Below are 12,382 nucleotides of genomic sequence, written 5' to 3'. Positions count from 1 at the left end.
TCTATTTTCCTGTTTCTTTATTTAAGACAACCCAGAAATAACACCGTTATTATCAATGGTCATTCCTTCTGATGCTGGTTTTGCAGGTAAACCTGGCATACGCATCATTTTTCCTAGAATTGGAATGATAAATTGTGCTCCTGCTGCAATTTCAATTTCACGAACAGTTACAGAAAAACCTGTTGGTCTTCCAATTAATTTTTCATCATCAGAAAAAGATTTTTGTGTTTTTGCCATACAAATAGCAAAATCATTAAATCCTAAACGATCAATTCTTCGTAAATTTAATTCTGCTTTTTTATCATAAATCACATCATCTGCTCCGTAAATTTCTTTTGCAATAATTGCTATTTTTTCTTTTACAGGACTCTTCCAATCGTATAAAGGTTTAAATTGTGTTGCTTTATTTTCTACAACATCAGCAACCGCTGCTGCTAATTCTTTGGTTCCTTCTCCTCCTTTTGCCCAACCTTCAGACAATACTGCATGAACTCCTAACCCTGCACACGTATCTTTTATAAACTGCACTTCTTCATCAGAATCTGACACAAATGAATTGATTGCCACAACGGGTTCAATATTAAACTTACGAATGTTTTCGATGTGTTTTTCTAAATTTTTAAATCCTTCTGTAACTTTTTCTACACTTGGCGTATTGTATTCATCTGGTTTTGCGCCTCCATGATGACGCAATGCTCTAATTGTTGCAACTAACACCACACATTTTGGATTTAATCCTCCAAAAGCTGATTTGATATTTAAGAATTTTTCTGCACCTAAATCTGCACCAAAACCAGCTTCAGTGACTACGTAATTCGATAAACTTAACCCCATTTTTGTAGCTAAAAGCGTATTCGTTCCTTGTGCAATATTTGCAAACGGTCCGCCATGAATAATTGCCGGATTCTCTTCTAAGGTTTGCACTAAATTTGGTTTAATGGCATCTTTTAATAAAATTGCCATGGCGTTTTCTGCTTTTAAATCGCGCGCAAAAACGGGTTTTTTATCAAAAGTAAATCCGATAAAAATATCTCCTAAACGTTTCTTTAAATTCTCAAAATCTGTTGCCATACACAAGATTGCCATCACTTCTGATGCTGGCGTAATGTTAAATCCGTCTTGTCTTGGAATTCCGTTTCCTGTTCCACCTAAACCTATGGTTATATCACGCAAAGCTCTATCATTCATATCAATCACACGTTTCCATAAAATAGTACGCGGATCAATATTTAAATTATTAACCGAGCTTTGTAAATTGTTATCAATTAAAGCTGACAATAAATTATTTGCTTTTTCAATGGCATTAAAATCTCCTGTAAAATGTAAATTGATATCTTCCATCGGCACAACTTGTGAGTGTCCACCACCAGCAGCACCGCCTTTTATTCCAAAAACCGGACCTAAAGATGGCTCTCTTAAAACCACAGTTGCTTGTTTTCCAATTTTATTTAATCCTTCAGTTAACCCAATAGAAACAGTTGTTTTTCCCTCACCTGCGGGAGTTGGAGTAAGTGCAGTAACAAGAACAAGATTGTTTTGTTTTATTTTATCTTCATCAATTAAACTTAAAGGCAACTTAGCTTTGTACTTGCCGTACATTTCCATAGTATCTTCATCTATATTTAATTTTGCTGCAATTTCTCTAATATGCACTAAGGTTTTAGCTTGTGCTATTTCAATATCCGATTGATATGCCATTTAAAATGATTTTTATTGATTAATTCTCTTATTTTTGGTGAGTAAATATATAAAAAATTAAAGGTTCTTTTTTGTCATTTTTTTTAAAGCTTTGAAAAACAAGAATCTTATGCTACAAATATGACAAAACAATTGGCTACTCTTTTTTGAAATACTATATTTGCACGTTTTTACAAAGAAGTCGATTAAAATTAAATAGAAGATGCAAAACAAAGGACTTATCAGATTATTCGCTATCCTTTTTGGATTAGTAAGTTTATATCAATTATCATTTACCTATTTCGCAGGGAATGTTGAAGATGCCGCAAAGGTATATGCGAAAGGAAAAGTTACCGATAATGACGGTAAAGCTTTAGCTAATTTTGAAAAAAAATATCTAGACAGTGTTGGAAACGCTAAGATTATAAATCTAGGATTTGCTGAATATAGCTACAATGACATTAGAGACAAAGAGATGAATCTTGGTCTTGATTTAAAAGGTGGAATTAATGCAATTTTACAAGTATCTGTAAAAGATATCTTAATAGGATTGACTAACGAAACCAAAAATGTTGTTTTTAACCAAGCTTTAGAAGCTGCAGATGCTGCACAAAAAAACAGTACAGACACCTATTTAGATTTATTCTTTTCGGAGTTTGAAAAACTAAGTAACGGAACTGTTAAATTAAGTGATCCATCTATTTTTGGGACAAAAACCTTAGCTGATAAAGGAATTAACTTTAACAAAACAAATGCTCAGGTTAAGCCAATTATTCAAACAGAAATAGACAACTCTATTGATACTGCTTTTGAAGTATTACGTAGTAGAATTGACAAGTTTGGTGTAACACAACCAAGTATACAACGTGTTGGAAACTCTGGTAGAATTCAAATTGAATTGCCTGGAGCAAAAGATATTGAGCGTGTAAAGAAGTTATTAGAGAGTACTGCCAAATTACAATTTTGGGAAGTGTTTACAAATACAGAAGTACAAAACTTCTTCTTTACAGCAAATACGAAAGTTACTGAACTTTTAAAAGATGAAAACCCTATAGCAACAGACACCATCAAAAAAGATGATATCGATAACTTATTAGGAAAGAAAGACTCTACAAACGTAAACAGTCAAAAAACATTATTTACTTATTTATCTCCAAACATTGCTCAGAGCCAACAACAAGTAAGTTCTTTAGTTGCTATGGCTAAAGTTTCTGATACAGCAATGGTAAATAAATTATTAAACAGAAAAGAAGTTAGGGCTTTATTGCCAAGCAACCTTAGATACGTTAAGTTTTTATGGGATTATAAAGCACAACCAAATGCAGATAAAACTGCAGAAGTTATTAGTTTATACGCAATCAAATCGAACAGAAAAGATGTTGCCACTATAGAAGGCGATGTAATTGTAGATGCTGCCCAGGTTTTTGACCAGTTAGGAAACAAACCAGAAGTAAGCATGACAATGAACTCTACTGGATCTAAACAATGGGAAAAAATGACCACAGACAATGCTGGTAAATTTGTCGCTGTTGTTTTAGATGATTATGTTTATACTGCTCCTTCTGTAAACCAACCAATCTCTGGCGGTAGAACTTCTATTTCTGGTGGATTGATGACCATTACAGAAGCACAAGATATTGCAACAGTTTTAAAAGCTGGTAAACTGCCTGCTGCTGCTAGAATTATTCAAGCAGAAGTTGTTGGTCCATCATTAGGACAAGAATCAATTGATAAATCTTTGAACTCATTTGGATTAGCAATCGGATTGGTATTAATCTGGATGTTCTTTTATTATGGAAGAGCTGGTTTATTCGCAAATATTGCATTAGCAGTAAATATCTTATTCATCTTCGGAATTTTAGCCTCGTTTAGCGCGGTATTAACGTTACCTGGAATTGCAGGGATTATCTTAACAATTGGTATGTCTGTAGATGCTAACGTTATTATTTTCGAAAGAATTAAAGAAGGGTTAAACGGCGGAAAAGGGTTAAAACTTGCTGTAGAAGATGGTTTTAGTGTAAAAGGAGCTTTATCTGCAATTATTGATGCAAATATCACCACTTTATTAACTGGTATTATCTTATACGTTTTTGGAACAGGACCAATTAAAGGTTTTGCTTTAACGTTAATGATCGGTATCGCTACATCATTATTTACTGCAGTATTTATTACTCGTATGCTAATTGATGGTGCTGTTAACAAGAATAAAAACTTAACATTTAACACTTCAATTTCTAAAAACTGGTTCCAAAATATAAATATAGAATTCTTAAGAAAACGTAAAATAGCTTACGTAATTTCTGGTGCTATCATTCTTGGTGGAATTGTTTCAATGGCAACTCTTGGATTAAAACAGGGTGTTGATTTCAAAGGGGGTCGTTCTTATGTTGTTCGTTTCGATCAACCAATGAACTCAACTGAAGTTGCTGAAGATTTAAAAGCAGTATTTGGTTCTGCTCCAGAAGTAAAAACATATGGTACTTCTAATCAATTAAAAATAACTACTGTTTACAAAATAGATGATGAAGGTTTAACTGTTGATGAAGAAGTACAATCTGCTTTATACAACGGATTAAAATCTCATTTAGGAACTACAACTTACGAAAACTTTAAACCAGGTTTTGAAAAAGCTGGTAGCGGAATTATGAGTTATATGAAAGTTGACCCAACAATTGCCGATGATATTAAAACATCAGCTTTATGGGCAGTTTTAGGTTCGTTAATTGTAGTTTTCTTGTATATCTTATTGCGTTTCAGAAAAATATCATTTAGTGTAGGTGCTGTTGTTGCAGTATTCCACGATGTTTTAATTGTATTAGGGATTTTCTCAATATTATACAAGTTTATGCCATTTGATATGGAAGTTGGACAATCATTTATTGCAGCGATATTAACTGTAGTTGGTTATTCATTAAATGATACCGTGGTAATTTTTGATAGAATTAGAGAATTTGCAGGAATTCATACAAAATGGAACTACACAAAAGTAGTTGACAAAGCATTAAGTTCTACCTTAGGAAGAACAATCAACACTTCTTTAACTACATTATTAGTAATGATGGCCATTTTCTTATTTGGTGGTGATTCTATTAAAGGATTTATGTTTGCATTAATTGTTGGTGTGGTAGTTGGAACATACTCTTCATTATTTATTGCAACTCCTATCATGTTTGATACTTCTAAGAAAGTAGCAGAAAAAGAATAATCTGAAAAGACTAAAATAAAAAAACCGTTTTGAACTTAATTCAAAACGGTTTTTTCATTCAATAACAAGAACGTATCTTTGCAAAATGAACACCATTAAATTGCACGATTTAAGTTTTAACCCATTTATTGATGAAATTGAAATCAATAACATCGTTAGCTCTTTAGCACAACAAATTGCCAAAGATTGTGAAGGAGAAACTCCATTGTTTATCGGGATTTTAAATGGTTCTTTTATGTTTGTTTCTGATTTTGCAAAAGCGTACAAAGGAGATTGTGAAATTTCATTTGTAAAACTAGCTTCGTATGAAGGAACTTCATCAACAGAAAAAGTAAAACAACTTGTAGGTTTAAACGAAAATATTGAAGGCAGAACTGTCGTTATTTTAGAAGATATTATTGATACAGGAAATACGTTAAAAGAAATTTACGACATCTTTAAAGATAAGAAAGTAAAGCAATTAAAAGTTGCAACCTTATTCTTTAAACCAGAGGTGTTTAAAAAAAATTTACCAATAGATTATATCGGAAAAAGCATTACAGATAAATTTATTGTCGGCTACGGCTTAGATTACAATGGATTGGGAAGGAACTATCCTGCCATTTATCAACTAACAACACAACAATAAAAAATTATGAAAAACATTGTATTATTTGGCCCTCCAGGAGCAGGGAAAGGTACACAAGCAACATTGCTTAAAGAAAAATACCATCTAATTCACATTTCTACCGGAGATGTTTTTAGGTACAACATTAAAAATCAAACAAAATTAGGCTTATTGGCTAAAAAATACATGGATGAAGGAGATTTAGTTCCGGATGAAGTGACGATTGAAATGTTAAAAGCAGAAGTAAATAAAAATGCAGATGCAAACGGATTTATTTTTGATGGTTTTCCAAGAACAGAGTCTCAAGCAAAAGCTTTGGATGTATTTTTAGCTGAAAAAGGAGAAAAAATAAACGGAATGGTGGCTTTAGAGGTTTCTGAAGATTTACTAGTTGATCGTTTATTAGAAAGAGGAAAAACAAGTGGAAGAACAGACGATACTGACGAATCAAAAATTAGAAATCGTTTTAACGAATACAACACAAAAACTGCAGTTTTAAAAGACTATTACCAAGCGCAAGGGAACTATTATGGGGTAAATGGTGTTGGTAGTATTAGCGATATTACAAATCGCTTAGCTGAGGTTTTTGACAAACTTTAAATAACTGTTTATGCGTTAAATCGTTTATGTGTTTATCACAAACACGAATAAACTATTAGACAAATCAACATATAAACAATAGAAATAATGACTGAAGGAAATTTTGTTGACTACATAAAAGTATACGCATCTTCTGGTAAAGGAGGAAGCGGATCTATGCACTTACACAGAGAAAAATTTATTACCAAAGGTGGACCAGATGGTGGAGATGGTGGTCGTGGTGGACATGTGATTCTTCGTGGAAATAAAAATATGTGGACATTATTTCACCTAAAGTTTAAAAAACACTTTAGAGCAGATCATGGTGGTTCTGGAAGTAAAAGTAGAAGTACCGGACACGACGGAAAGGATGTTTATGTTGATGTGCCTCTTGGAACCATTGTTAGAGACGCAGACACCAATGAAATTCTTTTTGAAGTAACTAATGATAAGCAAGAAGTTGTCTTGTTACGAGGAGGAAAAGGTGGTTTGGGAAACTGGCACTTTAAATCTTCAACAAATCAAACACCTAGATATGCGCAACCAGGAATGGATGGAGCTGAAGGTTGGTTTTTATTAGAATTAAAATTATTGGCCGATGTTGGTTTAGTTGGATTCCCAAATGCTGGGAAATCTACTTTATTATCAGTAATTACCTCAGCAAAACCAAAAATTGCTGATTATGCATTTACTACACTAAAACCAAATTTAGGAATTGTAGAACATAGAAATCATCAATCTTTTGTAATGGCAGATATTCCCGGAATTATAGAAGGAGCTGCAGAAGGAAAAGGTTTAGGATTTCGTTTTTTACGTCATATAGAACGTAACTCTACGTTGTTGTTTTTAATTCCTGCGGATAGTGAAGACATCAATAAAGAATATAAAATTTTATTGAACGAACTAAAAACACACAATCCAGAATTGTTAGATAAAAATAGATTATTGGCAATTTCTAAGGATGATATGTTAGATGATGAATTAAGAGCAGAAATTACAAAGGATTTACCCGATGGCGTTCCGCATATCTTTTTCTCGTCGATAGCAAACACAGGTTTGGTAGAATTGAAAGATCAACTTTGGAAAATGTTGAATTAAAGTTTCAACAACCGTCATTCCGAAAAGAGGCATGATTGAGGAATCTCATTTATTAAGATTTCTCGTCGCTCATGCTTCGCTTTGTCGAAATGGCAACGAACCTTAAGCAATAATAAAAAATAGATTTTCGGAAACGGAAGTCTATTTTGTTTTTTTAGTTGTAAAATTTCACAAATAATTATCACAAAATTTGTGAATTCGTAGCCAAAACCAATATTAAATCAACAACCTAATTTACAGTAATCTGAATCGGAATTTGATATTGAGTAGCAACCGGAATTCCTCTTTTGGTTGCAGGAGAAAGCTTAGGCAAACCTTTTAAGCTTATGGTAATCAAACTATCAATTGTAGGAATTTCTTTTTTTAAAATTTCAGAAGAAGTGATTTTCTGAATAGAAACAGTACCTTTATTATTGATTAAAACCACAACATCAACGATTTCGTTTACAGGATTTTTAACTTCTAATTGGTGTTTTGCTAAACTTTCAGAAATGTGTTTATGAATGGTGTTTCTAAAACAATTTGTTTTTTTTGCTTTATCGATAAAGTTTTTACACGCTTCGAATGTTGGGAAAACATCGACAGAAGAAAAATCGATAATGGTATCTACTTCTTGTAATTGCGATTTTTTATTTAAATTAAAATACTCGCAAGAAGTACCAACCAAAATAAGTAAGAAAAGAGAAAGTACTCGAAAACGCATGTTATAAATTTACTAGGTAAAAGTACAATTTATAAACTGTTTTAAAAAATGGTGTTTTATCCAAAAAAAGGTCAGAAATTATTCGACAAGAAAAGCAAGTGGAACAAAATATTTTGTACCAACAAATTCATCCTTATAAATTGCAGGTATCATTTTAGGAATCAATTTAACTACCCTTTCAGCTTCAGCTTTTAGGCCTGGATGAGGGGCTCTCACCAAGGAGATTTCCGAATTGCCACTTTGATCAATACTAAAAAAAATAAAAATTTGTAATTTCCCTTTTGCGAGACCTAATTCGTTTGATAAATCTGCATTAAAATTACTTATAAAATGGTTATTAATTTTCATTCGAAAGCATTCAAATTTTTCATCATCCGAACCCGAGCATCCAGGAAAAACTGGTTTAACATCTACCTTTGTAAAAGGAATACTACTCGTGGATTGATTGTTGGAGTCTGAATTTTCATCCTGATTTTCAACCTGAGAGATACAATTCACTGATAAAAAAAAGGCAAAAAGTACAAGTTTTAAAGATTTCATAAGAATAAAAGTAGAAAGATAACCAATTACAATGAAAATTAAAAAACACCCGTAACAAAGTTTTTGTATTTTCGTCTAATCAATAAAAATCCTCATTACGAGGAAGTATGACGAAGTAATCTCAAAAAAGATTGCCAAGAATTATTTTAATTCTCGCAATAGCAAAATTTATGGACATTCTTTTACTTTTTTTAGGCTTAATTTGTATGATTCTCGGAATTATTGGTGCATTTTTACCCATTTTACCTGGACCATTAACTGGTTGGCTCGGGTTATTATTACTTAGTTTTACAACTGCAGTTCCAAAAGATTGGACTTTTTTAAGCATTACACTTTTTGTTGCCGCATTGGTTTGGGTGCTCGATTATTTTATTCCTGCAATGGGCACAAAACGTTTTGGCGGAAGTAAATATGGTGTGTACGGAACCACAATTGGTTTACTAATTGGCTTGTTCTCTCCTATTCCGTTTGGCATTTTAATTGGTGCGTTTGTGGGTGCTTTTATTGGCGAAATGATGCACAACAGTAAAGACACAGGCCGAGCGTTAAAAGCTTCTTTTGGTTCTTTACTCGGATTTTTTGTATCCGCAAGTTTAAAGTTTGGTGTTGGTTTGGTGTATTTATGGTTTTTTATCAGCACTTTTTGGGAATATAAGTCGGCTTTCTTTAGTTAATTTTGGCTTTTGGCTTTTGGCTTTTGGCTTTTGGCTTTTGGCTTTTAAAAAACAATAATTATTTATTATAAAACAAAAACTTTATAGATTGGCTTAGCCCCGATTGAAGTGGCATCCTTTTTAATTGTCAGTTCGAGTGAATTTGTGAAGAATGAGTAAATTTGTACCTGCCTGTCGGTAGATAGGTCGAGAACAAATTAAAAAGATATAACGGAAAGCGGGAATTAGCTTCAAAAAAAAGCAAAAAAAAAGCGTCCCATCTCAGGGAAGCTTTCCATTGGTTAACAAAACCACGACACTTTTATGAAAGTGCCAAAACAACACAACTAAATGCTACTTTTATAAAAAGCAGCCTGCGAATATACAAGATTTTTTTAAACTAGCAATATTTAACTAAAAATTTACAAAATTTCTACAAAGAACTAGATTGCTTTATTATGTAATTGATTGTATCTTTGCGCCTTTATTATCATCCTATAAAGAATCCCGCATTATGCAATTATCAGAACAAGAAGTTGTACGAAGAGAAAAACTATCAAAATTACGCGAATTGGGTATCAATCCTTATCCTGCTGATTTATTTCCTGTAAATCACACTTCAAAACAGATTAAGGAAAAATTTACTGAAGAGAAACAGGTAATTATTGCTGGTAGATTAGTATCTATAAACATACAAGGAAAAGCTTCTTTTGCACAATTGCAAGATGCTGAAGGTAGAATTCAAGTGTATTTTAATAGAGATATAATCTGTGAAGGCGATGATAAAACAAAATACAACGATGTCTTTAAAAAATTATTAGACTTAGGAGATTTTATTGGTGTTGAAGGAGAATTATTTACAACGAAAGTAGGTGAAAAAACTGTAAGAGTTAAAGATTTTACCTTATTAAGCAAAGCATTAAAACCGTTGCCTTTACCAAAAGAAAAAGACGGTGTTATTTACGATGCTTTTACAGATCCAGAAATGCGTTACAGACAACGTTATGCAGATTTAGCTGTAAATCCACATGTAAAAGAAGTTTTTGTAAAAAGAACAAAATTGTTCAACGCTATGCGAAGTTTCTTTAATACCGCTGGATATTTTGAAGTTGAAACTCCGATTTTACAACCAATTCCTGGTGGCGCAGCAGCTAGACCATTTATTACCCATCACAATAGTTTAGACATTCCGTTATACATGAGAATTGCCAACGAATTGTATTTAAAACGATTAATTGTTGGTGGATTTGATGGTGTTTATGAGTTTTCTAAAAACTTCAGAAACGAAGGAATGGACAGAACACACAATCCAGAATTTACAGCAATGGAAATCTATGTTGCTTACAAAGATTACAATTGGATGATGGATTTCTGTGAGCAATTATTAGAACATTGTGCAATTGCCGTAAACGGAACAACGGAAGCAACGTTTGGAGAACACAAGATAGATTTTAAGGCGCCATATGCTAGAGTTACGATGGCAGATGCTATCAAACATTTTACAGGTTTTGATATTACTGATAAAACAGAAGATGAAATTAGAACTGCAGCAAAATCTATGAATATAGAGGTTGATGCTACAATGGGGAAAGGAAAGTTAATTGATGAAATTTTTGGCGAAAAATGTGAAGGAAATTATATTCAGCCAACGTTTATCACAGATTATCCGAAGGAAATGTCTCCACTTTGTAAAGAACACAGAGATAATCCTGAATTAACAGAACGTTTTGAGCTAATGGTTTGTGGTAAAGAAATTGCAAACGCATATTCTGAATTAAATGATCCGATAGATCAACGTGAGCGTTTTGAACATCAATTAAAATTAGCTGCAAAAGGAGACGATGAAGCTACAGAGTTTATTGACGAAGATTTTTTACGTGCCTTAGAATACGGAATGCCGCCAACTTCTGGAATGGGAATTGGGATGGATCGTTTGATTATGTTTTTGACGAACAATCAATCCATACAAGAAGTATTATTCTTTCCGCAAATGCGACCAGAGCAGCGAATCGCTGCTGATGTTGCACTTACAGATGATGAGAAAGCGCTACTAGCAATCATTACTAAAGCAGAAAAAATAGATTTAAACCAACTGAAAACACAATCTGGTTTATCGAACAAGAAATGGGATAAAACCATTAAAGGATTAACCAAAAAAGAGGTTGCCAAAGTTTCTAAAACAGACGAAGGTTTGTTTGTTGAAGTTGTTTAATTAAATATATAGAAAAAGGAATTACATTGTTGTAATTCCTTTTTTTTCGTTAAAACAAAGAACCTAAAATCAAATAAAGCTCATACAATCAGTTGCTATTATGATTCGTAAAATACTGTTACTTAGTTTTTCTATATTCCTTTTTACTTCTTGTTTAGAAAGTGAAATAAGTTACATCAATCAGGCAGAAAATCAACAACGATACAATAGTCAGATTTTTGAAACAATTACCGTTTCTAAAGATGTACGGTATGGAGCAAATGTTACGTTAGGTGGCGCAACAACTGGTTTATCTATGGATATTTATCAACCAGCAAACGATACAGAAATCAACAGACCTTTGCTCGTTTTAGCACATGGCGGAAGTTATATATCTGGCAATAAAGCAGATTTTAAAGAGCTTGCTACTTTTTTAGCAAAAGCAGGTTATGTTGTGGCATCCATCGATTATAGATTGTTAGATGTTACTCCAACGCCATTAGTTTTTAAAAAAGTTGTACTAAATTCTGTAGCAGACATGAAAGCTGCTGTGCGTTATTTCACAAAAGATGCCACCACAAATAATGTTTATAAAATTGACATTTCAAAAGTGTTTATTGGCGGTTATTCTGCCGGCGCAATTACCGCGTTGCAGTACGCATATGTGCATACAAATGTAGAATTAACTACCATTGGAGGAAGTTCTTTTGTTGATTATGTAAACTCAAAAGGAGGAATTGAAGGAAGAAGCGGAAACGAATCATTTCCATCTACAGTAAAAGGAGTCATCAATATTTCTGGAGCCTTATTTAATTCTAATTTTATCAATTCTAACGAGCCAAGTTTGTTTAGTATTCACGGCACTGATGATACGGTTGTACCTTATTTACAAGGCGATGTTAATAATACAGGAATTATTGCTGATGGTTCTGGAATTTTACATCCGTATGCCACTTCACTTGGATTAAAAAATGAATTAAAAACAATTCAGAACGGAACACATGATGCTTTTTTAAGCTGCAATTCTTGTTTGGTAGAAATAAGAACTTTCTTGTATTCTCAGCTGCAATAAATTAATCTGATTTTATTATATTTTTATTTATCTTTCGAAACGTTAACCAAATTACCG

The 12,382-nt window shown here is 32.8% G+C and carries 8 protein-coding genes and 1 pseudogene; 6 read left to right on the top strand and 3 right to left on the bottom strand.

Features of this window, described 5'->3' with window-relative positions; all coding sequences use genetic code 11:
* Positions 1-21: 21 nt before the first annotated feature.
* On the bottom strand, positions 22-1,698 hold the full coding sequence (locus ACEWL1_RS09465) for a formate--tetrahydrofolate ligase (protein WP_409233074.1): 1,677 nt from the start codon (positions 1,696-1,698) through the stop codon (positions 22-24).
* A 202-nt stretch (positions 1,699-1,900) separates the two neighbouring features.
* Between ACEWL1_RS09465 and secDF the strand changes: the two genes are divergently transcribed.
* The 3 genes and pseudogenes from secDF to obgE all read left to right on the top strand — a co-directional run bounded on the left by secDF (position 1,901) and on the right by obgE (position 7,166).
* Positions 1,901-4,882: a protein translocase subunit SecDF gene (gene secDF, locus ACEWL1_RS09460; RefSeq protein WP_409233073.1), complete on the top strand. Its 2,982-nt coding sequence runs from the start codon at positions 1,901-1,903 to the stop codon at positions 4,880-4,882.
* An 85-nt stretch (positions 4,883-4,967) separates the two neighbouring features.
* A pseudogene (locus tag ACEWL1_RS09455) lies at positions 4,968-6,089 on the top strand (adenylate kinase).
* 87 nt (positions 6,090-6,176) lie between these two features.
* Complete coding sequence (obgE, locus tag ACEWL1_RS09450) at positions 6,177-7,166, top strand: GTPase ObgE (RefSeq protein ID WP_409233072.1); 990 nt, start codon at positions 6,177-6,179, stop codon at positions 7,164-7,166.
* Positions 7,167-7,395: 229 nt separating this feature from the next.
* Here the strand turns inward: obgE and ACEWL1_RS09445 are convergent, their stop codons facing one another.
* A complete protein-coding gene (locus ACEWL1_RS09445; protein ID WP_409233071.1) occupies positions 7,396-7,869 on the bottom strand; it encodes a hypothetical protein in 474 nt (157 codons plus the stop codon).
* 78 nt (positions 7,870-7,947) lie between these two features.
* Positions 7,948-8,409 (bottom strand): hypothetical protein, encoded by a 462-nt coding sequence (locus ACEWL1_RS09440; RefSeq protein WP_409233070.1) that lies wholly within the window; start codon positions 8,407-8,409, stop codon positions 7,948-7,950.
* A gap of 206 nt (positions 8,410-8,615) precedes the next feature.
* Here ACEWL1_RS09440 and ACEWL1_RS09435 point away from each other — a divergent pair, with 206 nt between their 5' ends.
* The 3 genes from ACEWL1_RS09435 to ACEWL1_RS09425 all read left to right on the top strand — a co-directional run bounded on the left by ACEWL1_RS09435 (position 8,616) and on the right by ACEWL1_RS09425 (position 12,325).
* Positions 8,616-9,083 carry a DUF456 domain-containing protein gene (locus ACEWL1_RS09435; protein ID WP_409233069.1) on the top strand — a complete coding sequence of 156 codons (468 nt, stop codon included), beginning with the start codon at positions 8,616-8,618 and terminating at the stop codon, positions 9,081-9,083.
* Positions 9,084-9,576: 493 nt separating this feature from the next.
* Positions 9,577-11,274 carry a lysine--tRNA ligase gene (gene lysS / locus ACEWL1_RS09430; protein ID WP_409233068.1) on the top strand — a complete coding sequence of 566 codons (1,698 nt, stop codon included), beginning with the start codon at positions 9,577-9,579 and terminating at the stop codon, positions 11,272-11,274.
* Positions 11,275-11,374: 100 nt separating this feature from the next.
* Positions 11,375-12,325: an alpha/beta hydrolase gene (locus ACEWL1_RS09425; protein WP_409233067.1), complete on the top strand. Its 951-nt coding sequence runs from the start codon at positions 11,375-11,377 to the stop codon at positions 12,323-12,325.
* The last annotated feature ends 57 nt before the right edge of the window (positions 12,326-12,382 follow it).

It is taken from the genome of Polaribacter gochangensis, from assembly GCF_046224025.1.
In the GTDB taxonomy this organism is placed as follows: domain Bacteria; phylum Bacteroidota; class Bacteroidia; order Flavobacteriales; family Flavobacteriaceae; genus Polaribacter; species Polaribacter gochangensis.
The sequence above is the reverse complement of the archived record's forward strand: the minus strand, read 5'-3'. Positions and strand labels throughout refer to the sequence as shown.

What these genes read in the sequence shown, in the direction of transcription:
- ACEWL1_RS09465 (WP_409233074.1), bottom strand. Translation starts at nt 1,698, where the DNA reads ATGGCATATCAATCGGATATTGAAATAGCACAAGCTAAAACCTTAGTG.
- secDF (WP_409233073.1), top strand. Translation starts at nt 1,901, where the DNA reads ATGCAAAACAAAGGACTTATCAGATTATTCGCTATCCTTTTTGGATTA.
- obgE (WP_409233072.1), top strand. Translation starts at nt 6,177, where the DNA reads ATGACTGAAGGAAATTTTGTTGACTACATAAAAGTATACGCATCTTCT.
- ACEWL1_RS09445 (WP_409233071.1), bottom strand. Translation starts at nt 7,869, where the DNA reads ATGCGTTTTCGAGTACTTTCTCTTTTCTTACTTATTTTGGTTGGTACT.
- ACEWL1_RS09440 (WP_409233070.1), bottom strand. Translation starts at nt 8,409, where the DNA reads ATGAAATCTTTAAAACTTGTACTTTTTGCCTTTTTTTTATCAGTGAAT.
- ACEWL1_RS09435 (WP_409233069.1), top strand. Translation starts at nt 8,616, where the DNA reads ATGATTCTCGGAATTATTGGTGCATTTTTACCCATTTTACCTGGACCA.
- lysS (WP_409233068.1), top strand. Translation starts at nt 9,577, where the DNA reads ATGCAATTATCAGAACAAGAAGTTGTACGAAGAGAAAAACTATCAAAA.
- ACEWL1_RS09425 (WP_409233067.1), top strand. Translation starts at nt 11,375, where the DNA reads ATGATTCGTAAAATACTGTTACTTAGTTTTTCTATATTCCTTTTTACT.